This is a genomic window from Stutzerimonas chloritidismutans AW-1, assembly GCF_000495915.1.
In the GTDB taxonomy this organism is placed as follows: Bacteria; Pseudomonadota; Gammaproteobacteria; order Pseudomonadales; family Pseudomonadaceae; genus Stutzerimonas; species Stutzerimonas chloritidismutans.
In genome coordinates this window covers 17,809-43,498 of record NZ_AOFQ01000027.1, presented here as the reverse complement: position 1 = coordinate 43,498, position 25,690 = coordinate 17,809, and the positions used below count along the sequence as shown (strand labels likewise).

Here is a 25,690-nt window from a genome sequence, read left to right as displayed (position 1 = left end):
GTCGACGTCCTCCACGCTTGGGGCTACAGCACGTCCAGGGGAATCTTCAGGTAGCGCGTGCCATTGCTTTCCGGCTCGGGCAGCTCGCCGCCGCGCATGTTGATCTGCACAGAGGGCAGGATCAGCGTAGGCATGCCCAGCGTGGCATCCCGTGCCGTGCGCATGGAGACGAACTGGTCCTCGCTGATGCCGGCGTGCACGTGCACGTTGTGTTCGCGTTCGGCGGCGATGGTCGTTTCATAGAGGAACTCTTCACGGCCGGGCGCCTTGTAGTCGTGGCACATGAATACCCGTGTGTCGCCCGGCAGGGCGAACAGCTTCTGGATCGACTGGTACAGCGTGCGCGCGTCGCCGCCCGGGAAATCACAACGGGCAGTGCCGTAATCGGGCATGAACAGCGTGTCGCCGACGAACGCCGCATCACCGATGACATAGGTCATGCAGGCCGGGGTGTGGCCCGGGGTATGGATGGCGCGCGCCTGGATGTTGCCGACCTGAAAGGTATCGCCATCGTGGAACAGGTGGTCGAACTGGCGGCCATCGGTCGCAAAGCCGGTACCGGCGTTGAACAGCTTGCCGAAGGTGTCCTGCACCACGGTGATGCGATCACCGATCGCCAGCTGACCACCTAGTTGCTGCCTGAGGTACGGCGCGGCGCTCAGATGGTCGGCGTGCACGTGGGTTTCCAGCAGCCACTGCACCTTGAGGTCCTGCTCGCATACATAGTCGACCAGACGCTGGGCGGTAGCATGGGAGGTACGGCCGGATGCCGGATCGTAGTCCAGCACCGAATCGATCACCGCGCATTGGCGTGTCTGCGGATCGCTGACCACGTAGCTGTAGGTGAAAGTCGCGGGATCGAAGAAGGGTTCGATATTGGCATTCATGGGCGCGCTCCTCTCCAAGATTGATACCGGTGGGGGTATATATGTGGAGTGATGTTAGCCCTGATTTAGGTTATATGCTTAGACTTAATAGTTATTAGCTGCTGGCGGGACATTCGCCGCGACCCGCTATGGAAGGGGCGCAGCGGCTGTCGGGTCAGCGACTGGGCGGATTGGCAGCGTCACTGACGATATGGCCATCGACCAGCTGTATGGTCCGCCCGCAATCGGCCGCAAGGCGTGGATCATGGGTCACCACCAGTATTGCGCAGCCGAACTGGGCATTGATGCGATGAAATAGCTCGAACACGCTTTGCGCGGTGCGGGTATCGAGGTTGCCGGTCGGCTCGTCGGCCAGCAACAGAGGCGGGCGGGTCACCAGCGCCCGGGCGATGGCAACTCGTTGCTGCTGGCCGCCGGAGATCTGCGTCGGCTTCTTGTCGGCGAACTGCGCCAGTCCGACTTCGTCGAGCAGGCCGCGAGCCAGGTCGATATCCGCGTGTGACGGCTTGCCGTGGCGAATCATCAGCGGCATCAGCACGTTCTCCAGCACGCTGAATGCCGAAATCAGGTGGTGAAACTGGAACACGAAACCGATTGCCTGGTTGCGCAGGTGCGTGCGCGCTTCGTCGTCGCTGTCGCGTGTCGCCTGGCCGAGCACGTACAGTTCGCCGGAGCTGGGCGTATCGAGCAGGCCGATCAGGTTCAGCAGCGTGCTCTTACCTGAGCCGGACGGGCCGATCAGCGCGGCCAGCTCACCGCGGTTCAGGCGCAGGTCGATACCGTGCAACACCTCTGTTTCCAGCGGTGTGCCTATGTTGAAGGCCTTGCGTACCTGTTCCAGGCGCAGGACCTCATTGACCGGGCTGGCTGGCAGGGTTTCAGACATATCGAATCGCCACCGCAGGGTCGTAGCGCGCCGCACGCCGCGCCGGCATCGCCGCCGCCAGCACGCCGGTGATTGTCGCTACCAGCATGGCCAGCGGCACCAGTGTCGGATCGACCGGAATGGTGAACAGCCGCGGGCCAAATAGATTGAAAACCTGCACCAGGCCCCAGCCGACGCCTCCGCCGCAGGCCGAACCGAGCAGCCCGAGCAGCCCCCCCTGCAGCAGGAACACGCGCAGGATCTGCCCGCGCGGGCTGCCCATGGCGCGCAGGATGCCGATCTCGCGGGTGCGCTGGACGACGCTCACGGCGAGCACGCTGGCGATGCCAAAGGCCACGGAGATACCGACGAATACACGGATCATCTCCGTGGTCATGCTCTGCGAGGCGAGCGCGTTGAGCAGTTGCCCATTGGTTTCCATCCAGCTTTCGGCGCGCAGCCCGGTGAGGCGCGCGAGGCGCTCGGCGACCTGATCGGCCTCGAAGATCTCGGCGACCGTGGTATCGATCACCGTGACGCCGCCGGGCAGGTCGAGCAGTGTCTGCGCCTGTTTCAGGTCCAGGTACACGTAGCGCGCATCCAGCTCGCGTACGCCCAGCTCGAAGATACCGGCGATATCGACGACTGCCTCGCGGCCTTCGCCGGCGTCCAAACGCAGCTTGTCCCCGATGCCCAGGCCGAGGTCGCGTGCCAGTTCCTTGCCGATAACCGCGTGGCCGGCGCCCACGGTGAACTGCCCGGCGATCAGGTCGTCTGCCAGCGGGATGATGCGCTGATAGCGCGGCGGGTCGATGCCGAGCAGCGCCACCGAGGCGCGGGCCACGCCGCGTCGGGCGATGGCCGGGCCGCTGATCACCGGCGACACCGCGAGGATCTGTGCGTCCTGGTCGAGCACGTCGCGTACGTCCTGCCAGTTGATGATCGAGCGCAGGCGCTGGGCCCGCGGGCTCTCCAGCACCAGCGGCCAGCTGTGGTCAGCGGCGGGCAGAATGCGGTTGACCTCGTCCGGCGGCAGGATGCGGATATGGGCCTGGGTGCCCAGGGTGCGCTCGACCACATTGGCCTGCAGGCCGGTGATCAGCGCCGTGATGAACACGATCACCGCCGAGCCGACGGCGATACCGAACATGATCAGCAACGTCTGCATGCGGTTGTCCAGCAAGAAGCGTAGGGCGATCTTCCATTCGGTCCACAGCGAGTCGGCCAGGCGAATGCAGTCAGTCCTGAATGCCGGTTGGAATCGCTTGCTCATGCACGCGTACGCGCTGGCCTTCCTCGGCGTCGCCGATCAACACCAGATCACCTGCCGCCAGCCCTTCACTGACTTCGCTCAGCGCGGTGCCGAGCATTCCCAGACGCACGCTGACCCGCTCGACCACGCCATCATTGACGCGCAATACCTGGGCACGTGTTCCGTCGCGGGCGCGCAGCGCATCGTTGGGCAATACCAGGGCTTGCTCGCGTCGGCCGGTCTCGATGTTCACCGAGACGGTCATGCCCTGACGCAGGAAGTCGGCTGGCTCCAGCAGGTCGAGATGGACATCGATGGTCCCACGGGCGGTATCGACGCCCGGCGCGATGAAGCTGACGCGTGCCGGCAGCACTCGATCCGGGTAGGCATCGGCGATGATCCTGGCGGCCTGGCCCAGTTCGATCGGGGCCAGATTCTTTTCGTCCAGAGGCAGCAGGATTTCGCTACTGCCGGAGCGGGCGATCGTTAGCAGGGTGCGGCCGGGCTGTACCAGGTCGCCGGGTTCGACTTCGCGCGTCTGCACGATGCCGTCGACCTGGGCGTGGATGCGGGCTTTCGCCAGGTTCGCGCGCGCCGCTTCCAGGCGCTGACGCAGGACCTGTTCCTCGCTGCCGCCTTCGCCCACGGCCGCGGCGGCGAGGCGGGCGCGATCTCGGACCACACGGGCAGTCAGCGTTGCGCGGCGAGCCTGCTCAAGCGCCTCGGAGGCCAGGAGCTTGCGTTCGAACAGTGTCTCCCGGCGCTGGAGTTCGCGATCGGCCTGTTCGAGGTTGTTCTGTGCCTCGCGCAGGGTGGCCTGTGCCTGGGGGCGGCTGGAATCGATCAGCTGCTGCAGGGCCGCTTCCGCCTCGCGCAGGCGGGCGCGCTGCTCGTCGTCGCGCAGCTCCAGCAACAGATCGCCAGCCTTTACCGCATCGCCCTCGCGCACATGGCGCAAGGCGACAACTCCGGTGATTTCGCTGCCGACCTGCGCCAGCGACTGGCTGTCCATCTCGCCACTGGCGACCACGCGTTGCACCAGTGGGCGTGTTTCCAGGCGATAACCGGGCAGTTCCGGCCCTTGAAGCTGGCGCCAGATCATCCAGCCGGCCAGCAGCAGGACCGGGATGATCAGCAAAAGCGCGCGACGAATGGTTTTTGCAGCGGGCACGACGGACCACTCCTTAATGCGGCCCCTCCGGGCCATCGAACCCGCCAAGCTTACGGTCATACCCATGGGGGTACAACGCGGGCGTTGCGCGCAGGTCGGCGATGGTCTGCGGCTATCGTGACCATAGGCTCTGGAGCAGGGCGTGGCGGAGTACACTGGCCGCCCGCATCGAGGATTCTGAAATCATGGCGTCCACCGTTCAAAGCCCGGCGGCCACTCTGCGCGCTGCCTGGCTCGCACAGGCGCAAGCCAACCCCTGGATCACCTTCGGTCTTGCGGCAACTGCAGTGGCGGTGCTGTTACTGCTAGTGGCGGGTACCGCCAACGCTTTGCAGAGCAGCGAGGCGGGCAACGTTCGCTACGCGCTGTTGGGCGGCAGCGCCGGTTTCGTAGCGACGGCGGTCGGCGCGTTTCTGGCGATCGGCCTGCGTGACATTTCTACCCGCACCCAGGACAGCATGCTTGGCTTTGCCGCCGGCATGATGCTCGCTGCGAGCGCTTTCTCTCTGATCCTTCCGGGGCTGGAAGCGGGGCGTGAATTGTTCGGCAACGGCCCGGCTGCGGCGCTGACGGTGGTGGTCGGCCTGGGGCTTGGCGTGTTGCTCATGCTCGGTCTGGATTACTTCACGCCGCACGAGCATGAAAGCACTGGCCCCTGTGGTCCCGAGTGCGAACGCCTGAACAGGGTCTGGCTGTTTGTGCTCGCCATTGCGCTGCACAACATCCCAGAAGGCATGGCCATCGGTGTGAGCTTCGCCAATGGCGACCTGAGCGTCGGCCTGCCGCTGACCACGGCGATCTCCATTCAGGACATTCCCGAGGGCCTGGCCGTCGCGCTGGCGTTGCGCACCACCGGGTTGTCGGCGCTGGGTTCGGTGCTGGTCGCCGCGGCATCCGGGCTGATGGAGCCGATCGGCGCGCTGGTGGGTATCGGCATGTCCAGCGGCTTCGCCATCGCCTATCCCATCAGCCTCGGCCTGGCCGCGGGGGCAATGATCTTCGTGGTATCCCACGAGGTGATCCCGGAAACCCACCGCAACGGCCATCAGACGCCCGCCACGCTGGGCCTCATGGTGGGCTTCGCGGTGATGATGTTCCTCGATACCGCGCTGGGCTGAAGCGTCAGGGCTTGTCCGCCTCGGTCTGCATGATCAGCTCGACGCGGCGGTTGCTGGCGCGACCCTGTTCGTCGCCGTTGTCGGCGAGCGGTCGCGTGTCGGCGTAGCCGGTTGCGCTCAGCCGCGTCGATTCGATGCCGGCCAGCTGCAGGTAGCGCACCACGCTGCTGGCGCGGCTGGCGGAAAGCTCCCAGTTGGACGGGAAGCGCTCGGTCTGGATGGGCAGATTGTCGGTATGGCCCTCGACGATGATCCGATGACCGCCTGCGGCGAGGGTTGGGACCAATCGGTCGATCACATCCAGCCCGGCGTCTTCCAGCTCCGCCCGCCCTGAGCCGAACAGAATTTCGCTGCTGATTCGAAAGCTGATGCTGCCATCGTTGACGATGACCTCGATGTCGTCGCCCAGCGCCAGATCGGGCTTCGCTTCGCTCGTGTCGTCCTGCTGCGTATCAGCCGCCGGCGCCGGTAGCGGCACGATCGATGGTATGGGTGAAGCGCTTGGCTGCAGTGCTACCAGCTGATCGCCAGCCGACTGCTGCGTGGCTTCTACCATCGAGGGCTCGCTCTGCTGGCCTTCGCCCTTGCCGGCCAGCGCCAGCATGATCACCAGCATCACCAGCAGCAGGGTGAGCATGTCCAGGTAGGTGATCAGCCAGGCTTCCTGCTCTTCCTCTCGCTGCGGCTCGATATGCCAGCGGGAGAAGCGGCTGCCCGGCGATGCCTGGCCGTTCACGTGCGTTCGTCCTGCGGCGCGCTGCGCGGTGCGGCGGGGCTGCCGTCGCGAATTTCGTCGTCGTGGTGGGCGATGAACGACTTGAGCGTTTCGCGCATGTAGGCCGGGCTGCGGCGATTGCACATCATGGAGATGCCCTGCATCACCAGATTCATCAGCGCCACGCGTTGCTCGGTACGCCGTTCGAGCTTCACGGCCACTGGTTTGAGGATCAGGTTGGCCAGCAGCACGCCGTAGAAGGTCGTCATCAGCGCGACCGCGAGGCTGCGGCCGATCAGGTCCATATTGCCGCTACCGAGCATGAACATCAGGTTGATCAGCCCGACCAGCGTGCCGATCATGCCGAACGCCGGCGCATAGTTGGACATCGCCCGGAACAGCTGTGCCTCGGCATTCTCCCGGGCGCGCAGTCGTGCGATGCGCCATTGCAGAAGTTCCAGGATGTCTTCTTCCGGGGTGTTGTCGATCACCAGCTGCACGCCGGTGCGCAGAAAGGGATTGCTGACCTGCTCGACCGCTTTTTCCACCGCAGGTAGGTCACCGCTGATCCACAGTCGCGAGATCTGCACCAGCTCATCGAGATCCTGCCGCGTGTACAGGCGCTCGTTGCGCATCACGGTCCAGATCAGCCCGAACACTCGGGTGACTTCGCGCAACGGATAGCTGATAAAGGTCGCCGCCAGGGTGCCGACCAGTACGATGCCGAGGCTTGGCAGGTCGATGAAAAGCGCGGGTTCTTTGGCGGCGAAGAGCATGACGACGGCGAGCAGTCCGATGCTCGCGACGATGCCGATCAGGGTGGAGGGATTCATCGGAACTCCGCTGAAGGGGGCCAGTGCAGAAAGCGCGCGATCATAGCAGCTGGCCTTGCGCGTACGGCTGACCTGAGTCAGATCAGCCGCTGGCAGCCGCTCTACAGATTCTCAAGCAGCCGGCGCGCCGCTTCCTGGCCGCTGAGCCATGCGCCTTCCACTCGGCCGGACAGGCACCAGTCGCCGCAGGCGTAAAGACCCAACCCGGCGTCGGCCAGGGCATTCCATTCGTGGGCCTGGGCCGGGCGGGCATACAGCCAGCGATGGGCCAGGGTGAACTCCGGGGCCGGCACCACACAATCGATGAGCTCGGCGAATGCGCCATGCAAGCGCTCGATCACCGCCTCCTTGGGCAGGTCGAGGTGCTGCCGGCTCCAGCTGCTGGTGCCGTGCAAAACCCAGGTATCCAGCTCGCCGTTGCGGCCGGGCTTACTGCGGTTGCGAGCAATCCAGTCCAGCGCATCGTCGCGAACGAAGCAGCCTTCCAGCATGGTGTTCAACGGAGTCGCGAAGCCCAGCGCGACCGCCCAGGTGGGTTCCATGGCTACGCTGGCGGCGACGGCGGCGAGCTTGGGCGCGCTGGAGAGCAGCGCAGCCGCCTGCGGCGCCGGCACGGCAATCACCACCTGGCTGAATGGTCCGTGGCTTACGCCTGTGGCATCGACCAGCGTCCAGAACTGCTCGCCGCGAAACACTTCGGTGATGCGGCAACTGAAGTTGACCGGCATGTCGCCCAGCAACCCGCGGGTGATCGAACTCATCGTCGGTGTGCCGACCCAGCGCACCTGCTCGTCGGCAGATGGTTTCAGTTGACCGTCATGGGACTGGTACATGCTGGGCGACCATTGATCGACCCAGCCTTCGCTCTGCCACTGGCGGACGGTTCCGCCAAAGCGGCGATCCCGGGCGGTGAAGTATTGCGCGCCCAGGTCGAGCGAGCCCGCATCGCTGCGTTTGCTGGCCATGCGGCCGCCGCTGCCGCGGCTCTTGTCGAACAGATGTACTACTTGCCCGGCATCGTGGAGGGCGCGCGCAGCGGAGAGCCCCGCGATCCCGGTTCCGATGACGGCGATTGGAGCCTTGCTCATGATTACCTCGTGTGCTGTTGCCATCAGCCGCACAGCGAAATCGCTGCACAGCATGGTTTCATGACAAGCGTTCGATAGCGCTTGAGCCTGCCCATCCTCGGACAGACGTTGGTCTTTGGCTAGAGGCTTTCGACGCAATGCGCATACCGCTCGCCGGTTCAATCCATTGATAGTCGGGTTGCTGGCGCTTCATGGAAGAGGATGCAATTGGCCTGCCGTAAGCGTGGCAGCAGTCTGTGGTTGTAAGTTGCTGATAAGCCGGTACAATGGCGCCGCTCGCCGCCAGGCGGGTTTCGTTATGGTGGGCCCTGCCGGTCCCCTCGCAACGATCAGCCGTGAACCCGGTCAGGCCCGGAAGGGAGCAGCCGCAGCGGTGACATTGTGTGCCGGGGTGTGGCTGGTAGGGTTCACCTCCATAACGATCTTCTCGTTTTTCCTTTCTTTTTATCTGAATCCGCTGACGCCTTTGCAGGCTCGGGCGTATACGCGCGTCTGCCGTTCCTGTGTTGTGGCATGGCAACCGGTTGCTGGCGCCAACCTTGTATCCTGCGCAGCGTTTCCAGAGGCACGAAGTGCCGGTATCGGCTCGAGGAGCACGGTTTTGTCTGTAAAAGCGAAGTGGGACATCTTCTGCGCAGTCGTGGATAACTTCGGTGACATCGGCGTCACCTGGCGCCTGGCCCGGCAGCTGGCGTCGGAACACGGTCAGCACGTGCGGCTGTGGGTGGATGACCTGGATACCTTCGCTCGGCTTTGCCCGGCGGCCAATGCCGAGGCGGAACAGCAGCTGCATGAGGGCGTGGAGGTCCGGCGCTGGTCCGGCCAATGGTCAGCTACCGAGCCCGCCGATGTGGTCATCGAGGCGTTCGCCTGCAATCTGCCGCAGCCCTACATCAATGCCATGGCTGCCAGCGGTCGTCGCATCCTTTGGCTGAACCTCGAGTATCTGAGTGCCGAGGACTGGATCGTCGGCTGCCATGCGCTGCCCTCACTGCAGGCCAACGGCTTGCAGAAGTACTTCTTCTTCCCGGGCTTCGAAGCCCGGACCGGCGGTCTGATCCGTGAAGCTGATCTGATGTTGCGCCGTGCGGAATTTCAGAGCGATATGGCGCAACAGACCGCTTTTCTTGCCTCGCTCGGCATAGCGCGACAGCCCGGCGCGCGCCTGTTGTCCTTGTTCGCCTACGAAAACACTGCGGTCGCGGGTTGGCTAGACGCCCTCGCGGCCGATTCGCGCAGCAACCAGTTGCTGGTCCCGGAAGGGCGAGTACTTGGCGATGTTGCCGCCTGGCTTGGCGTGCCGAGCCTGCAGACGGGCAATCAGCATCGGCGCGGCAGTCTGCAGCTGTGCATCGTGCCGTTCATGACTCAGGACGAATACGACCTGCTTCTGTGGAGCTGCGATTTCAACGCAGTGCGCGGGGAGGAGTCCTTTATCCGCGCCCAGTGGGCCGGCAGACCGCTGGTGTGGCACATCTATCCTCAGGAAGACGATGCCCACTGGGACAAACTCCATGCCTTTCTCGATCTGTACGCGCATGAGCTGTCGCCCACGGCCAACGCAGCGCTACGCGAATTCTGGCGTGCCTGGAACGCCGGGCAGGGGGCTGGCGAAGCCTGGACCGCTCTGGTCCGCGAATACCCGACCTTGCTGCAACATGCCGAAGCCTGGACCCACGAGCAGGTGGCCAATGGCGATCTGGCCGGAAAGCTGGTGTTTTTCTACACCGATTGGCTCGGTGCTGTTCACGCTTAGCGTGCGACCGCACCTTCAATTATGGTGGGGAAAGGCCGTGGCCTGACCTCCGCGCCTTGTTGTACGCCGCTCCGTATGGCGCCATTTGGCGCAGCAACGTGGCTTGCGACCAGGCGGGAACAGACCCTATGATACGCGGCCTGTTTTTTGTCTCTAATTCCCCTTCGGATATTTCGTATGAAAACCGCACAAGAGTTCCGTGCCGGCCAGGTGGCCATCATCAACGGCGCACCCTGGGTCATCCAGAAAGCCGAGTTCAACAAGTCCGGCCGTAACAGTGCCGTGGTTAAGATGAAGTTGAAGAACCTGCTCAACGGTTCGGCTACCGAGACCGTTTACAAGGCTGACGACAAGCTGGAGCCGGTCATCCTCGAGCGCAAGGAAGTGACTTATTCCTACTTCGCCGACCCGCTGTACGTGTTCATGGACGACGAGTTCAACCAGTACGAAATCGAAAAAGACGACCTGGAAGGTGTGATGACCTTCATCGAAGACGGCATGACCGACGTCTGCGAAGCCGTTTTCTACAACGACAAGGTGATTTCCGTCGAACTGCCGACCACCATCGTTCGCGAAATCGTTTACACCGAGCCGTCCGTGCGTGGCGATACTTCCGGCAAGGTCATGAAGACCGCTCGCCTGAAGAACGGTGCCGAGCTGCAGGTTTCCGCGTTCTGCGAAATCGGCGACTCGATCGAAATCGACACCCGCACCGGCGAGTACAAGTCCCGCGTCAAGGCCTGATAGGCCACGCAGACTGCTCGAAAAAGAAACCCGGCCTGGCGCCGGGTTTTTTATGGTGCGCCAGGCATGGCGCGTAGCGCCGTGACTGGCGCTGTCGGGTTCACTGTGGTGGTGAGCCTGGCGACTTGGAGGTGAAAGTCCTCTACACACCCGGCAAGGGGAAGTGTTAGCTGAAGGCAAGGGTGTCGCGGGCGACTGCGAATCTGAAGGAAGCCCGAGGCAAAATGCTGGCCTGACGAACAGGAAGCGGATGAGGCGGCGCAGCGGGGTGAGGTGGCCATAATCGCCAAAGCCCGATACTTGCACGGAACGCTGCGACGTAGATCCGACAGGCATAAGCAGGAAGGTCGCGCGAATTACCCTGGGAGATCTGTACGCTTGCCATTGTGCTACCGATTGTCGAGAGGCGACGGGATGGGCGTGCAGAAGTCAGCCGAGGCCGTAGTAAGTGGCGGTCAACCACGCCATCAAGGGCCGAACAGGTCATGCCGCCAGTAGGCGTCAGCGTCTCGTCGATAACCGAAATGCAGAAATTTCTCCAAGAGAAGACTGTCACCCCGAGTCCCGGCCAGAGGCCGAGGATGACGCCTGACAGCGCAGAGGTATCGGCGGCGTCGGTGACGTGGATGAACGCGGAGCCGGACACGCTGATGGAGCGGGTGCTTGCACCGGCGAATCTCAAGCGTGCGTATCAGCGCGTGGTCAGCAACAAGGGGGCGCCGGGTGCCGATGGCATGACGGTCGCCGACTTGGCAGGCTACGTGAAACAGTATTGGCCCATCCTGAAGGTCAGGCTGCTGGCAGGTGAATACCATCCCCAGGCAGTGCGGGCGGTCGAAATTCCCAAACCGCAGGGCGGTATGCGGCAACTGGGCATTCCCAGTGTCGTGGATCGCCTGATCCAGCAAGCCCTGCTGCAACAGCTCACGCCGATCTTCGATCCGCTGTTCTCGGACTATAGCTACGGCTTCCGTCCGGGCAGAAGCGCTCACCAGGCTGTCGAGATGGCCCGCACCCATGTGGCGGCGGGTCATAGGTGTTGCGTGGAACTCGATCTGGAGAAGTTCTTTGATCGGGTCAACCACGACATCCTGATGTTCTGTGTTGAGCGCCATGTCGAAGACAAACAGGTGCTCAGACTCATCCGCCGTTACCTCGAAGCGGGCGTCATGTCGGACGGGGTTGTCAGCCATCGGCAGGAGGGGGCGCCGCAAGGCGGCCCGCTTTCGCCGCTGCTGTCGAACATCCTGCTCGATGAACTCGACCGTGAGTTGGAGCGGCGAGGCCATCGCTTCGTGCGCTATGCCGATGACGCGAACATTTATGTCCGTAGTCCGCGTGCTGGCGAACGAGTGCTGGCCAGTGTCGAGCGGTTCCTGAATCACCGTCTGAAACTGAGACTGAATCGGGACAAGAGTCGCGTGGCTGGGTCGTGGAAATGCGACTACCTGGGGTATGGGATGAGTTGGCACTCGCTGCCTAGACTGCGAGTGGCAACCATGAGCCTGCGCCGTGTGCGCGACCGTCTCAGGGAACTGCTGCGAGGGGTGCGGGGCCACAAGATGGCGAATGTCATCGAGCGGGTAAACCCGGTGCTGCGAGGCTGGGCAGGCTACTTCAAGCTCAGCCAGAGCAAGCGTCCACTGGAAGAGCTGGATGGCTGGGTCAGGCACAAACTTCGCTGTGTCATCTGGCGGCAATGGAAGCAGCCCTCTACGAGGGCGCGCAACCTGATGCGCCTGGGATTGAGCGAGGAGCGTGCCTGCAAGTCGGCCTTCAATGGCCGAGGCCCGTGGTGGAACTCAGGAGCGCCGCATATGAATCAGGCGCTGCCGAAGAAGCTATGGGACAGACTTGGACTGGTCTCGATACTGGATACGATCAATCGGCTTAACCGCATGGCCTGAACCGCCGTGTACGGAACCGTACGCACGGTGGTGTGGGAGGACGGCGGCCGTGAGGCCGCCTCCTACCCGATCCCTTTCACTTGCCGATCGGTGCGCGACAAGTGTCGCGCACCGTGACCGGCAGCCTGCGGCTTCTACCTCGCCATCAGTTGGGCCGCAGTTGCTTCAGGGTTTCCGCGATCATGAACGCCATTTCCAGCGACTGATCGGCGTTTAACCGCGGGTCGCACTGGGTGTGATAGCGATCGCTGAGGCTGGCTTCGGTGATCGGCCGCGAACCGCCGATGCATTCGGTGACGTTCTGGCCGGTCATCTCGATATGAATCCCGCCGGGGTAGCTGCCCTCGGCACGATGCACATCGAAGAACTGACGCACTTCGGCGAGCACCTTTTCGAAGTCCCGCGTCTTGTAACCGCTGGACGCCTTGATGGTGTTGCCATGCATCGGGTCGGAACTCCAGAGCACATGGCGACCTTCGTTCTGCACCGCACGCACCAGTCGCGGCAGACCGGCTTCGACCTTGTCGGCGCCCATGCGCACGATCAGGTTCAGGCGACCGGGGTCGTTCTGCGGGTTGAGGATGTCGATCAGGCGGATCAGCTCCTCGCTGTCCATGCTCGGGCCGACCTTCACGCCGATGGGATTGCCCACTCCGCGCAGGAATTCGACATGCGCGCCGTCGAGCTGACGGGTGCGGTCACCGATCCACAGCATGTGCGCGGAGCAGTCGTACCAGCCGCCGCTGAGGCTGTCCTGGCGGACGAAAGCCTGCTCGTAGTTCAGCAACAGTGCCTCGTGAGCCGTGAAAAAGCTGGTCTCGCGCAACTGTGGCGCGCCGTCCAGTCCGCATGCGCGCATGAATTTCAGCGTTTCGTCGATGCGTGCGCCGAGCTGGTGGTACTTCTCGGCCAACAGCGAGTTGGCGATGAAATCCAGGTTCCACTGGTGCACCTGGTGCAGGTCGGCGAAACCGCCCTGGGCGAATGCACGCAGCAGGTTCAGGCTGGAGGTGGACTGATGGTAGGCCTGCAGCAGACGCTCCGGGTCCGGCACGCGGCTTTGCGCGTTGAAGTCGATGCCATTGACGATATCGCCCCGGTAAGCCGGCAGCGTCATGCCATCGACGGTTTCGTCACCGGCCGAGCGGGGCTTGGCGAACTGGCCGGCCATACGCCCGACCTTTACCACCGGGCAGCCGGCCGCGAAGGTCATGACGATCGCCATCTGCAGCAGCACCTTGAAGGTGTCGCGAATCTTGGTGGCCGAGAATTCGGCGAAACTCTCGGCGCAATCGCCGCCCTGCAACAGGAACGCGCGGCCCTGGGTCACCTCGGCGAACTGCCGTCTCAGCTCCCGTGCTTCGCCGGCGAAGACCAACGGTGGCAAGCCGGCCAGGGTGCGTTCAACGCGCGAGAGGTGTTCGGCATCCGGGTATTCGGGCTGCTGCTGGATCGGCTTGCTTCTCCAGCTATCGGGGCTCCAGGCGTCGTTCATGATCGTTCCAACTGATAAAAGTGCGGCGATTTTACCTGAAGCGCCCGGGCCCCGGAGATAGCGATGGCCTATGGGGCTGCGTAAGATGCGTTCGCCGACACGCTGGTGATCGGATAGCTGCGGAGCACATTGATGGACAAAGAGGAACGTCTGCTCGCCGAAGTGCATGACGCTTTCGGGCTGATTCGCGTACTCGAGGTGGGCGACTACCGTTTTCTCGAGTTTGGCGCGGCGGTCGAACAGAGCTGCGTATTCACCGCCGATCCTGCCTGGCTTGAATACGATTACACCCGCGCGATGCTGCTCGGTGGGCTGTGTCATGCAGAACCGGAAACCGCACTGTTTCTAGGGCTTGGTGCCGGCAACCTGACGCAGGCCTGTCTGCAGTTCCTGCCGCTGGAGGACGTCGAGGTCATCGAGCTGCGGCCGGCGGTGCCGGAGCTTGCAATGCAGTACCTCGGCTTGCAGAACGACTCGCGACTGTATATCCGCATCGGCGATGCCACCGAGTTGCTGGATACCGCCGAGAGTTCCGATCTGATCTTCGTCGACCTGTACAACGATGCAGGCCCGGATGCCGCGCATCTGGCCTGGTCGTTCCTCAAGCGCTGTCAGGAAAAACTCAATCCGGGCGGCTGGCTGATCATCAATCAGTGGGGCACCGATGACGATCGCCCGTTGGGCGCGGCGCTGCTGCGTGGCCTCTATCATCGGCATTACTGGGAGTGCCCCGTGAAGGAGGGCAACGTGGTGCTGCTGGTGCCAGCGGATCTCGATCAGCAGCTGGACATGACCGGGCTGCGCCAGCGGGCCGAAGTGTTGGCACCGCGCTTGGGCTATTCGCTGGATTCGTTGATTGCGGCACTGCGGCCCGCGAGCTAACTCTGCACCGAACGGGTGCGTCGACGGTAGTGAAGGTTTGTGGCTGTTCCATATCGGTGCGTACTGGCCGGCGCCGTCCCGCACGGAAAAGCGCGACGCGCGGCTCTATCGCGGGGCCTCACTCGTCCCACTCAATATCTGGGTCCCACGAAGCCAGCAGTTAATCAATGCTGGAGCGCTGTGTCTTGCCGCGCTGATGAGCAAACGTGACGGCATGGCTGGTCTGCTAATTGCAAAACGCCAGCATATTTTGTCGGCAGTAAGGAATCGCCCGTGCCTCATCTTCAAAGCAATCTGATGCATCTGTCCGCTAGCGAGCGCCATTGGCTTCCGTGGTCGGGGCCAACCGGCAAGCTGTCGATGCGCTGGTCGTGCTGGTTGAATCGTGGCGTGTATCCCGTGGTGGAGCAGGTCTTCGAGGGCGTTGCGCAGTCACGGGTGCGCATCCTGCAGAACTGGGTCGCCAGTCACTGGGGTCATCTGGCGGACCTCGCCGCCAATCTGGGCGAAGCCGTTGGCCACGTCGCTAGCGATGTGCTGGAGGGGAAACGGGCACAGCTGCCGGATATTTCCGAGCTGTTCGTCATCGACCCACAAGGCCGCGTGCTGGCATCCACCTGCGCGGTTCATGTCGGGCAACAGGATCTCGATGGCAGAGCGGTGGCGCGCGGGCTGAGCGAGCCGTTCCTGCACGGGCCCTACCGTGATCCGCTGACCCAGCGCCTGGGCGCGAGTACGTCGCGCTTCCATGATGCGGTCACCCTGATGTTCTACCAGCCGGTGCATGTTGGCGGTAAGTGTCTCGGCTGCATCTGCGCGCGGGTGCCCAATGATGTGATCGGTGACCTCATCCAGCGCGAGGCGGGCCACGTCTACCCGGAATCGGGTGACAACTACCTGTTCATGGTGGAGTCGCGCTTCGACAGCAGTGTTCAGACCGGCACGGCGCTGTCACGCTCGCGCTTCGAAGATGCCACCTTCAGCCACGGCGAGAACCTGAAAAGCGGTGTGCACACGCGCTGGGGAACGGTGCGCGTGCAGCAGCATACCGAGCTGGAATTGCGTTTTACCGATCCGGCCACCGGCCAGTTGCATCCTGGTGTGCGGGAGACGATCGCCAAGGGTGCCAACCTGTTCGTCACCTATCCCGGCTACTCGGACTACCGCCATATTCCGGTCATTGGCAAGGGCGTTACCTTTCAGCTGCAAGGCTCGCCAGACCGATGGGGGATGATGTGCGAGGCGGATCTGGAGGAGGTCTATCGTCGCCGTTCGCTGAGCGTCGGGCTGATGAAGACGTATCTGCTCACGGTGACCACGCTGTTCGCCATCGGCAGTCTGCTGCAGGAGTTCAGCGGTCTGCCCACCACCGCGCTGCACCTGGTCAACGGTTTGCTGCTCCTGCTGGGGGCCTGGGCGTTCGCGTCCTTCGGGCCGCGACGGCTGGCTGCGCGCATGCAGGAGATGACCGAGGTGATTCGTACGCTGGCCGAGGGCGAGGGCAATCTGCGCCAAAGGGTCGACGGCAGCACCATGCAGCGCGATGAGAGTGGCGACATGGGGCGTTGGATCAACAGCTTCATCGACAGCCTGGACGGCGTGGTCGGCCAGGTGATTCAGGTCTCGAAAAACGTTCGTCAGGACAACGAGCTGATGCTCGAACGCAGCAGCGAAGCGGGGCAGACCACCAGCGATGTGGCCGAATCGATCCATCAATTGTTGCTGCTGGTGGAGGAGCAACTTGGCGAAATTCAGCAGGCATCGATGACCGCCGAGGAAATGAAGGGCGCCATGGACGAGGTGATGCAGCGTGCCCGCGAGCGTTTCGACACCGTGCGTAACGGTACCGAATCGATCCGTGATGTGGTGCAGCGCTCGGCTCAGAGCGTTCAGCTGCTCGACAGCCGCATGGGCGAGATCGATGAGATCGTCGGGCTGATTAGCGACATCACCACGCAGACCAATCTGCTGGCGCTGAACGCAGCAATCGAGGCGGCCAGGGCGGGGGACCATGGTCGCGGCTTCGCCGTGGTGGCGGGTGAGGTCCGCTCACTGGCGCAACGTACGGCCAAGGCGGCTGAGGACATTCGGCACAAGGTCGAGAGCCTGCAGGCGGAAACGCGCCAGGCGGTGTCGTTCATGGAGGGTGGCGTCCAGAATGTCGACAGCAGCCTGCGCCTGACCGAGGAGGCATCCTCGGAGAATGTGCATCTGCATCACACCGTCGAGCGCATGTTCGACATCATCAAGGGGCTGAACGAGCGCAGCCTGCATTACGGCCAGACCATCCGTGGCGTCGACCAGGCCTCCAATGAGATGGGGCAGACCCTCGGCGTGCTGCAGGACAGCGCCGAACGTGTTCGTCATACGGCTGGCAAGCTGCACCAATTGGTCGGCCGCTTCCGCGTCAGCGCCGCCACTAGCGAGGCTGCCTGAAAGTGATGCCCGCCGCGAGGGCGAGACCTGCCACGGTGCCGCTGCTGTGCACCTGGCTCGGTGCAGGCGAGCCACGCGGCGGGGCTTGCTGGCCAACGGTGCGCCCGGTAGCCCAACCGCCCGCGCAAAATACCCGCACAGCTTCACGTTAATCCGGTATAGTACGCGCCGGCTGAAACCCAGCCTGCGTTCAGGTACTGCAACACACGAAGCACTGCTTCGGCTGCTGTCCGCTTCGAGCGGGCTATCCTTGACGATTCATCATTCATACGTTTTCGCAACCCCGCCGACCAGGCTGCCAGGGTGACCTTCGGGTTTTGCACGGCATGCGCAGCTTCGGAACAATGGGTCTTGCGGAGCATCAGAGACAAGACCCATGACCCAGGAAATCGGCGGCTTTGCCGCACTCGGTATTCACTCCGCTGTTCTGGCTGCCATCAGCGCAGTCGGCTACGAAGAACCATCCCCTATTCAATCTCAGGCGATCCCGGTGATCCTTGGCGGTCACGACATGATCGGCCAGGCGCAGACCGGTACCGGCAAGACCGCGGCCTTTGCGCTGCCGATCCTGTCGAAGATCGATCCCGCTCGTAAGGAAGTGCAGGCACTGATCCTCGCGCCGACTCGCGAACTGGCCCTGCAGGTCGCCACTGCATTCGAAACCTACTCCAAGCAGATGCCTGGCCTGACCGTTGTTGCGGTCTACGGTGGCGCTCCGATGGGCCCGCAGCTCAAGGCCATTCGCCAGGGCGCGCAGGTCATCGTCGCGACCCCAGGCCGTCTGGTCGATCACCTGAGCCGCAACAGTGGCCTGCTGTCGACCATCCGCTTCCTGGTCCTCGACGAAGCCGATGAAATGCTCAAGCTGGGCTTCATGGACGACCTCGAAGTGATCTTCGAAGCGATGCCAGAGAGCCGTCAGACTGTTCTGTTCTCCGCTACGCTGCCGCACTCCATTCGCGCGATTGCCGAAAAGCATCTGCGTGAGCCGCAGCACATCAAGATCGCTGCCAAGACCCAGACCGTCGCTCGTATCGAGCAGGCACACCTGATGGTCCATGCCGATCAGAAGATCCAAGCTGTGCTGCGCCTGCTGGAAGTCGAGGATTTCGACGCCCTGATCGCCTTCGTTCGCACCAAGCAAGCCACCCTGGATCTGGCCGCCGCGCTGGAAGCCAAGGGCTACAAGGCTGCCGCGCTGAACGGCGACATCGCCCAGAACCAGCGTGAGCGCGTTATCGAATCGCTCAAGGATGGCCGCCTGGACATCGTCGTCGCCACCGACGTCGCCGCCCGTGGTCTCGACGTGGCGCGCATCACCCACGTATTCAACGTGGACATGCCCTACGATCCGGAATCCTACGTACACCGTATCGGCCGTACCGGCCGTGCTGGTCGCGAAGGTCGTGCTCTGCTGCTGGTTACCCCGCGTGAGCGCCGCATGCTGCAGGTCATCGAACGCGTGACCAATCAGAAGGTAGCCGAGGCTCGCCTGCCCAATGCTCAGCAGGTGCTGGATGCGCGCATTAAGAAGCTCACCAACAGCCTCGCGCCGCTGGTAGCCGATGCTGAAGCCACCCATGGTGAGTTGCTCGACAAGCTGGTCGCCGACATCGGTTGCAGCCCACGTGCTCTGGCCGCTGCGCTGTTGCGCAAGGCCACCAATGGTCAGGCTCTGACCCTGGCCGAGGTGGAAAGAGAGCAGCCTCTGGTTCCGACCAGCAGCCCGCGTGAGCGCACCGAGCGTTCGGATCGTCCTGAGCGTAGTGGTGATCGCGAGCGTCGCGCTCCGGTCCCGCTGGCCGAAGGTCGCGCCCGCTGCCGTACGCCGCTTGGAGCGCGTGACGGCATCGCTGCCCGTAACCTGCTCGGCGCCATCCTCAACGAAGGCGGCCTGGCTCGCGAAGCCATCGGTCGCATCCAGGTGCGCGACAGCTTCAGCCTGGTCGAGCTTCCGGAAGACGGTCTCGAGCGCTTGCTCGGCAAACTCAAGGACACCCGCGTCGGCGGCAAGCAGCTCAAGCTGCGTCGCTATCGCGAGGATTGATCGGTAGTTGGTTAAACGAAAGGCGGGCTTATTAGCCCGCCTTTTTTATTGCCCAAAGAAAGATCCACCTCGGCTCTTGCTTCCATCGATCACGCCAAGGACTGGTTACTCATCCGTCCCTTTGCATTCCGTGTCGTGCTCCGATAAACGAAGCACTCCTTGCTCGTCAATCCCGCTCGGGCTGTTCAAACTCTGAACAACATGCTACAAACGATCGCAACCCGAATGATCTAGCCGCTTGAAAACGAAGGGAAAACCATGACCAAGTCGGAGTTGATCGAGCGAATCGTCACCCAGCAGGGGCTGCTTTCGTCGAAGGATGTCGAGCTGGCCATCAAGACCATGCTTGAGCAAATGGCTCAGGCTCTGGCCACTGGCGACCGGATCGAGATCCGCGGCTTTGGTAGCTTTTCCCTGCACTACCGCGCCCCCCGCGTAGGCCGCAATCCCAAAACCGGCCAATCCGTCAGCCTTGACGGAAAATTCGTCCCGCATTTCAAGCCAGGGAAGGAGTTGCGGGATCGGGTGAATGAGGAGGACTGATAAGCGGCTAGGCTAGCTCTCCCTGTAGCAGCGAGGCATCAGCCTAAATAGTTGTTAAAAGCCATCATTCGGCTGAACTTTTTGCGGTTTGTACGTACAAAATCCGGTTCGCTTGCTCCGCAGTGAAGAGCACACATAACAAGGATTTCGGATGACCGTGCAGCAACCTACTTCGCCCAACGATGAGATCGACCTGGTCGAGCTGTTCCGCGCGCTTTGGCGCCAGAAGATTCTAATCATCGGCGTCACGCTTCTCACCACAGTGCTGGCGGCCCTGTATGCCTTCCTGGCGACGCCATACTTTCAAGTTCGAACTTATCTTCGTCCAGTGCCGCAGAGCAATCTGGACCAGCTCAATGAAACGGGCATCTACAAGCTCACTCCGGAAGAGGCCATAAATCGCGTGGCTGGCGGATTGTCGTCTTATGACAACCGCCTGGAATTCTTCATGAACAATCAGGAGCTGTTTCCGAATCTCACCGAGCGGGGCGAGCAATCAGAGCAGGCATTCGCTGAGTTCAATGAGGAAGCGTTTGAGATGCTGTTCCCTGACCCGAAGCGTACGGAGAACCGCAGCGCGTTCGTGGGGCTGAGGCTTACTTACCCCGAGGGTGTCGCCGGTGCTTCGGTAGTCAATGGCTTTGTCGCTTATGTATTGGAGCTGGAGCGCCGCGAAATCGCTGAGGATGTGGAAAGCCTGGTCAACAATCGTCTGGCCAGCCTTGAGATGAACATTGAGGCGCAGCGTGCAAACTACGAAGCGTCCAAGGAGGCGAAGATCGCGTCCCTGCTCGAAGAGAACGCGCTGAAGCGGGCCCAGCTTCAGGACGAGCTCGCTGCTCTGCGTGAGGAACTCAAAACTCGACGGAACAACCGAATTCAGGAGTTGACTGAGGCGATATCCATAGCCGAGTCGTTGAGTATTCGTAAGCCAACAAGCCCGTCTGCAATGTCCGACTTGGCCAGAGGCGGCGCGCAAGTTATTCGGACGGAGGTAAACAGTCGGGAAACCCCGCTGTATTTCATGGGAACAGAAGCACTATCCGCGGAGCGTGATGCCCTCGCGAGTCGCAAGTCGGATGACTTCATTGAGCCTCGAATCGCCGAGATCCAATCAGAGCTCGCAATGCTAGAAAACAATCGCGAAGTGGAAATTCTCAGAGAGCGAGAGGGTGAAGACCTCTACCTGAGCAATCTCGCTGAGTTGCGCGAAGAGGCCGCCCGCTTGAAGGGAATCAAGCTCGATACGGATCGGTTGCGGCTTGTTCGTCTGGATCAACCAGCGCTGGATTCGTCCAAGCCAATCAAACCCAGGAAGGCGTTGATTCTGGCGTTGGGCTTTGTGCTTGGCGGCATGCTTGGCGTATTCGCCGCTTTGGTACGCAGCCTTGCAAATCGCGGCCGCGAGCTGCAAACCCCATCGGCGTCATAAGTTGCCGCGTTACTTTCCTCTGCGAGAGCCAGGCACGGCGCTGAACGCTTTGCTTGGCAGCGTAACTGAAGGTCGGCGGGCATCTAGCACGACGTTATAGGCGCTCACAATCGCCAAATTAAGTTGATGCGCGTCACTTGTTTTTTGTGAACTAGCTGGCAAAATGGCGGCCCGCAGCATGACGGAACTTTTTCGTGTGCTTGCGGTATAGCCCCTGGCGCACGCTCTGCGTCGCCGTATTCAGCGAGACGGACCTCAAGTGAACGCAGTAACTCTGAATCGCCCCTAGTTTCGTAGACACCTCCAGGCCTCATAATACGGCCCATTAGGAGGTGCCATGAGCAACCCGCGTTATCCCGAAGAATTCAAAATCGAAGCAGTCAAACAGGTGACCGAGCGAGGTCTGCCGGTGGCTGAGGTAGCTGCTCGTCTGGGCATGTCGACACACAGCCTGTATGCCTGGGTGAAGCGCTACAGCAAGCCCCAAGAGCAGCGAGCGCAAGAGGACGATCAGCAAGCTGAGCTACGTCGTCTGCGTGCTGAACTCAAGCGCGTGACCGAAGAGCGAGACATCCTAAAAAAGGCCGCCGCGTACTTTGCCAAGGAGTGCGGCTGAAGTACGCCTTCATCAATCAGCTATCGGCAGACTATTCGGTTCGCCGTCTGTGCCTGACTCTGAAAGTACATCCCAGCGGTTACTACGCCTGGCTGGCTGAACCGAAGTCGGCGCGGGCCAAGGATGATCAACGTTTGCTTGGTTTGATCAAGCACTCATGGCTAGAGAGCGGCGGTGTGTACGGCTACCGCAAAATTCATGACGACCTGCGTGAACTTGGAGAACAGTGCGGTAGGCATCGCGTTGCTCGACTCATGCGTTCGGAAGGACTGCGCTCGCAGACGGGGTATCGGCGACGTCCGGGACGCTACGGTGGCAAGCCTCCAGCGGCCTCGCCGAATCATCTTGAGCGTCGATTCAATGTCACCGAGCCCAACAAGGTCTGGGTCACGGACATAACCTACATCCGCACCTATGAGGGCTGGTTGTATTTGGCGGTGGTGCTAGACCTGTTTTCGCGGCAGGTAATCGGTTGGTCAATGAAACCGCAGATGACCAGCGACTTGGCTATTGATGCCTTGCTGATGGCGGTTTGGCGACGCAAGCCAAAGCAGGAGGTGATGATTCACTCAGATCAGGGGAGTCAGTTCAGTAGCGGCGACTGGCAGAGCTTCCTGAAAGCCAACAACTTGCTTGGCAGCATGAGTCGACGGGGCAACTGCCATGACAATGCGGTAGCGGAAAGCTTTTTCCAGCTGCTGAAGCGGGAGCGGATCAAGCGAAAGATCTACAGCACCAGGCAGGATGCTCGCGCTGATGTTTTCGATTACATCGAGATGTTCTACAACCCAAAACGCCGGCACGGTTTCAACAACCAGCTGTCGCCGGTAGAGTTTGAAAAGCGCTATATCCAGAGGCTGGAGAGTGTCTAGAAAACCTGGGGCGATTCACTCCTCCGCAAGTCCTTGCTTCGGCAACGCCTGATGAAGTCGACCTCATCCAACTCTTTCGCTCTTTATGGAAGCAAAAGCTTCTAATTGGCGGCATAGCTGGGGTGTGCGCGCTTTTCGGGTTGCTCTACGCTTTGCTGGCACCTCGTTATTACACCGTTCAAAGCGTGCTACGACCGGCCGCTATCAAAGATCTCGATGAGTTGAATCATCTTGGTATTTACAAGCTGTCTCCGAAACAAGCGCTGGCTCAGGTCGGGGCAACGCTAGACTCGTACGAGAATCGACTAGCTTTCTTCCGTCAGCATCCGCAGCTTTTCGCTGATCTGGCCCAGCCTGGGCGAACGCTTGAGCAGACTTTTGAAGCCTTCAACGATGAGGCCTTCAAGTTGCTGCAACCAGATCCAAAGAAGCCTGAGGGGACGTCTCCGTATGTCGGCCTCCAGCTCACCTATCCTGAAGCGCTGGATGGGGTTGAGATCGTCAACAGCTTTGTGAATTTCTCCCTGACTAACGTCCAAAAGGAGATAGCGGCTGATCTGGATACTCTTATCGGCAACCGGCTTAGTCAGCTTGACAAGAAGATTGCTGCTGCTCGTGCCAGCTATGAGGCCAGCAAGGAAATCAAGATCGCCAAACTGACCGAGGCTGATGTGCTTAAGCGTGCAGAGTTGAATGATGAATTGGCAGCCCTGCGCCAGCAGCTCCGGACGCGTCGCGATAACCGCATCAATCAGCTTAACGAAGCGATTCGAATCGCGACTTCGCTTGGCATAAGCAAGCCCACCACACCTTCGTCCCTTGGAGCGCCTGAGATCACCGGCCAAGGCAGCGTGATCCGTACCGAGGTCAATAACCAGCAGATACCTTTGTATTTTATGGGCAGCGAAGCGTTGGAAGCCGAGCGTAAGGCGCTCTTGGCTCGTCGCTCCGACGACTTCACCGAGCCGCGCATTGCACAGATTGCCAGGGAGCTGAAGCTGCTTGAACACAACCGCCAGATCGAGGTCTTAAAAAGCCGAGAGAACGAAGACCTGTTCCTGAAAGATCTGGCCGGTTGGCGCGAGGAAGCAGCGAGGCTGCGCTCCCTGCAGTTCGATGCTGGTTCGCTCAAGCTGGTTGCCATCGATCAACGTGCGGTTGAGCCTCGTCAGCCCATCAAGCCCAAGAAGGCTTTGATCGTGGCCCTCGCGCTCGTATTGGGCGGCATGCTCGGAGTGTTCGTCGCGCTGGTGCGCAACCTTCGCCGTCCGGTCGCCGCGATCTGACCATCCATCCGTCGGCGTGCCGTTGAGACCTCAACGGCCCCGAAAGACGGTAGTATTCCCGCTTATTTTTTTAAGTGGCTCGTGACTGGCATGTCGCGAGTGCGTTGGTTGACATCGTTAAAGGAATAACCGTGCGCTATCCAGATATCGAACACCACGGCGCTAAGGATGGCGTAACCGGTTCCTGTCATCAGCTACACATGGATGCCAGCCATAGCTTGCTGATCGATTGCGGCCTGTTTCAGGGTAAGGAGACTTCGAGCGATGGGCGTGCTGCTACAGGACGGCTGGATATCGAGTTCTCGCTCAGGACCGTCCAGGCGCTTGTCGTCACCCATGTGCATATCGACCACGTGGGGCGAATTCCCTATCTGCTTGCCGCCGGATACAAAGGCCCGATTTACTGCAGCGAGCCTTCGGCCAAACTACTGCCTATCGTTCTTGAGGATGCCTTCAAGCTAGGCTTCAGCCGTGATCAAAAAACCGTCGAGCGCTACCTCAAGCTGGTCGAGCAGCGGTTACGGCCGTTGCCGTACCAGCGATGGTCAACGCTGCTGGAAACCGAAGAGCTCATCGCCCGTGTACGGCTCCAGCGAGCTGGTCATATTCTCGGCTCAGCCTATGTGGAAATTGCCCTGACGTACCCCGCCAATGGCGAAAGCACGCGCATAGTTTTCTCCGGGGACCTTGGGGCAGCGCATGCGCCTCTACTAATGTCGCCCGAATCACCCGAGCGAGCCGATATCCTCGTGCTTGAAAGCACGTATGGCGACCGCTTGCATGAAGACCGCGCCAGCCGCCGTCAGCGTCTGGAAGCCGTCATCGAGCACGCCCTGCAGGATCAAGGCACCGTCCTGATCCCCGCCTTCAGCATCGGCCGCACCCAGGAACTGCTATACGAGCTGGAAGAGATTATTCACAGCAAACTGCAGGCCCATACAGATAAGCCACTTCTCAACGCTGAAGAGGATGGTAGCGAGTTTTCAAATAGTGGGAGCAACCCGCACAGCCAGCCCCCCATCCCCCCAGCCGAAAACGCTAAGGCGACGGCCAGCAGTGTTAGCGCCGCGAATATCCAGTCCCCTCTCTCCTCCGGGGAGAGGGCTAGGGTGAGGGGCAATAGCGACAGCTCCGAATACGGCCTTGAAACAAACTGGCCGCAACTCCCAATCATCCTCGATTCCCCCTTAGCCACACGCTTCACCGAGGCCTACCGAAGCCTGCAGCCCTACTGGAATCAGGAGGCGCGCGAGCGCGTCGAAGCCGGCCGCAACCCGCTGGCCTTCGACAACCTGATCATGATCGATAGCCACGCCGACCATATTGCCGTAGTCAACCACCTCACCCAGACCGCGCGCCCTGCCATTGTCATTGCAGGCAGTGGCATGTGTTCCGGCGGGCGTATTGTCAATTACCTCAAAGCCATGCTGCACGACCCCAGGCACGATGTTCTATTCGTTGGTTACCAAGCCCAGGGCACGCCCGGTCACCTCATTCAGCAGCACGGCCCCAAAGGGGGCTATGTCGATTTGGACGGCGAGCGTTTCGATATCCGGGCGAAGGTGACCAGCATCGGTGGCTACTCGGCGCATGCAGATCAGAAGGGATTGGTAGAGTTCGTAACAGGGATGCGAGAGTGGCCAAGGGATATACGGGTGGTGCATGGCGAGAAAGAAGCAAAAGATGTGTTGGCCGAAGTGCTAAGGCAGCATGCGCCCACACCTTTCGAATTGAAGTTGTAGAGC

General features: G+C 61.6%; 20 protein-coding genes and 1 other RNA gene. 13 read left to right on the top strand and 8 right to left on the bottom strand.

The annotated features are described in order from the left end of the window. Positions 1-23 precede the first annotated feature (23 nt). The 4 genes from F753_RS34080 to F753_RS34065 all read right to left on the bottom strand — a co-directional run bounded on the left by F753_RS34080 (position 24) and on the right by F753_RS34065 (position 4,175). Complete coding sequence (locus F753_RS34080; protein WP_023444998.1) at positions 24-887, bottom strand: MBL fold metallo-hydrolase; 864 nt, start codon at positions 885-887, stop codon at positions 24-26. A 154-nt stretch (positions 888-1,041) separates the two neighbouring features. Continuing rightward, positions 1,042-1,773 carry an ABC transporter ATP-binding protein gene (locus tag F753_RS34075; protein ID WP_014820810.1) on the bottom strand — a complete coding sequence of 244 codons (732 nt, stop codon included), beginning with the start codon at positions 1,771-1,773 and terminating at the stop codon, positions 1,042-1,044. Then, positions 1,766-2,986, bottom strand: a complete 1,221-nt coding sequence (locus tag F753_RS34070) for an ABC transporter permease (protein ID WP_031297548.1) — start codon at positions 2,984-2,986, stop codon at positions 1,766-1,768. The genes F753_RS34075 and F753_RS34070 overlap by 8 nt, the downstream gene beginning before the upstream one ends. A 4-nt stretch (positions 2,987-2,990) precedes the next feature. After that, entirely contained in the window at positions 2,991-4,175 is a 1,185-nt protein-coding gene (locus tag F753_RS34065) for an efflux RND transporter periplasmic adaptor subunit (RefSeq protein ID WP_023444996.1), read from the bottom strand. Between the two features lie 185 nt (positions 4,176-4,360). Here F753_RS34065 and F753_RS34060 point away from each other — a divergent pair, with 185 nt between their 5' ends. Continuing rightward, complete coding sequence (locus tag F753_RS34060) at positions 4,361-5,293, top strand: ZIP family metal transporter (RefSeq protein WP_003299516.1); 933 nt, start codon at positions 4,361-4,363, stop codon at positions 5,291-5,293. 4 nt (positions 5,294-5,297) lie between these two features. On the opposite strand, the gene F753_RS34055 is transcribed toward F753_RS34060, so the two are convergent. The 3 genes from F753_RS34055 to F753_RS34045 form a co-directional block, all read right to left on the bottom strand. Further along, complete coding sequence (locus tag F753_RS34055; RefSeq protein ID WP_023444995.1) at positions 5,298-6,029, bottom strand: OmpA/MotB family protein; 732 nt, start codon at positions 6,027-6,029, stop codon at positions 5,298-5,300. Then, positions 6,026-6,841: a motility protein A gene (locus F753_RS34050; RefSeq protein ID WP_003299513.1), complete on the bottom strand. Its 816-nt coding sequence runs from the start codon at positions 6,839-6,841 to the stop codon at positions 6,026-6,028. The genes F753_RS34055 and F753_RS34050 overlap by 4 nt, the downstream gene beginning before the upstream one ends. Positions 6,842-6,942: 101 nt before the next feature. Next, on the bottom strand, positions 6,943-7,929 hold the full coding sequence (locus F753_RS34045; RefSeq protein ID WP_031297547.1) for an NAD(P)/FAD-dependent oxidoreductase: 987 nt from the start codon (positions 7,927-7,929) through the stop codon (positions 6,943-6,945). Between the two features lie 309 nt (positions 7,930-8,238). On the opposite strand from F753_RS34045, the gene ffs reads away from it, so the two are divergent. From ffs to ltrA, 4 genes are all read left to right on the top strand, one after another. Beyond that, positions 8,239-8,335: signal recognition particle sRNA small type (gene ffs, locus F753_RS49065), an RNA gene on the top strand. Positions 8,336-8,530: 195 nt separating this feature from the next. Next, the gene (gene earP, locus F753_RS34040; protein ID WP_023444993.1) at positions 8,531-9,685 is read left to right on the top strand and encodes an elongation factor P maturation arginine rhamnosyltransferase EarP; all 1,155 of its coding nucleotides are present in this window, start codon (positions 8,531-8,533) and stop codon (positions 9,683-9,685) included. A 177-nt stretch (positions 9,686-9,862) separates the two neighbouring features. Further along, a complete protein-coding gene (gene efp / locus F753_RS34035) occupies positions 9,863-10,429 on the top strand; it encodes an elongation factor P (protein WP_003280508.1) in 567 nt (188 codons plus the stop codon). Between the two features lie 485 nt (positions 10,430-10,914). Further along, complete coding sequence (ltrA, locus tag F753_RS34030; RefSeq protein WP_017517123.1) at positions 10,915-12,336, top strand: group II intron reverse transcriptase/maturase; 1,422 nt, start codon at positions 10,915-10,917, stop codon at positions 12,334-12,336. Between the two features lie 145 nt (positions 12,337-12,481). On the opposite strand, the gene F753_RS34025 is transcribed toward ltrA, so the two are convergent. Next, a complete protein-coding gene (locus F753_RS34025) occupies positions 12,482-13,831 on the bottom strand; it encodes a class II 3-deoxy-7-phosphoheptulonate synthase (RefSeq protein WP_023444992.1) in 1,350 nt (449 codons plus the stop codon). A gap of 132 nt (positions 13,832-13,963) precedes the next feature. On the opposite strand from F753_RS34025, the gene F753_RS34020 reads away from it, so the two are divergent. The 8 genes from F753_RS34020 to F753_RS33980 all read left to right on the top strand — a co-directional run bounded on the left by F753_RS34020 (position 13,964) and on the right by F753_RS33980 (position 25,687). After that, entirely contained in the window at positions 13,964-14,713 is a 750-nt protein-coding gene (locus F753_RS34020; RefSeq protein WP_023444991.1) for a spermidine synthase, read from the top strand. 273 nt (positions 14,714-14,986) lie between these two features. Beyond that, complete coding sequence (locus F753_RS34015) at positions 14,987-17,149, top strand: methyl-accepting chemotaxis protein (protein WP_156924034.1); 2,163 nt, start codon at positions 14,987-14,989, stop codon at positions 17,147-17,149. A 376-nt stretch (positions 17,150-17,525) separates the two neighbouring features. Beyond that, positions 17,526-19,196, top strand: coding sequence for a DEAD/DEAH box helicase (locus F753_RS34010; protein ID WP_015276649.1), 1,671 nt, complete (start codon positions 17,526-17,528; stop codon positions 19,194-19,196). 258 nt (positions 19,197-19,454) lie between these two features. After that, entirely contained in the window at positions 19,455-19,739 is a 285-nt protein-coding gene (gene ihfB / locus F753_RS34005; RefSeq protein ID WP_015276650.1) for an integration host factor subunit beta, read from the top strand. Between the two features lie 151 nt (positions 19,740-19,890). Continuing rightward, positions 19,891-21,171, top strand: a complete 1,281-nt coding sequence (locus tag F753_RS34000) for an LPS O-antigen chain length determinant protein WzzB (protein WP_023444989.1) — start codon at positions 19,891-19,893, stop codon at positions 21,169-21,171. Between the two features lie 337 nt (positions 21,172-21,508). Then, a protein-coding gene (locus F753_RS33990) for an IS3 family transposase (RefSeq protein ID WP_085989417.1) occupies positions 21,509-22,659 on the top strand; the annotation gives its coding sequence in 2 pieces (ribosomal slippage) (positions 21,509-21,752 and positions 21,752-22,659; 1,152 coding nt in all). 5 nt (positions 22,660-22,664) lie between these two features. Further along, on the top strand, positions 22,665-23,945 hold the full coding sequence (locus F753_RS33985; RefSeq protein ID WP_031297543.1) for a Wzz/FepE/Etk N-terminal domain-containing protein: 1,281 nt from the start codon (positions 22,665-22,667) through the stop codon (positions 23,943-23,945). Positions 23,946-24,076: 131 nt separating this feature from the next. After that, a complete protein-coding gene (locus F753_RS33980; protein WP_031297541.1) occupies positions 24,077-25,687 on the top strand; it encodes an MBL fold metallo-hydrolase in 1,611 nt (536 codons plus the stop codon). Positions 25,688-25,690: the final 3 nt, after the last annotated feature.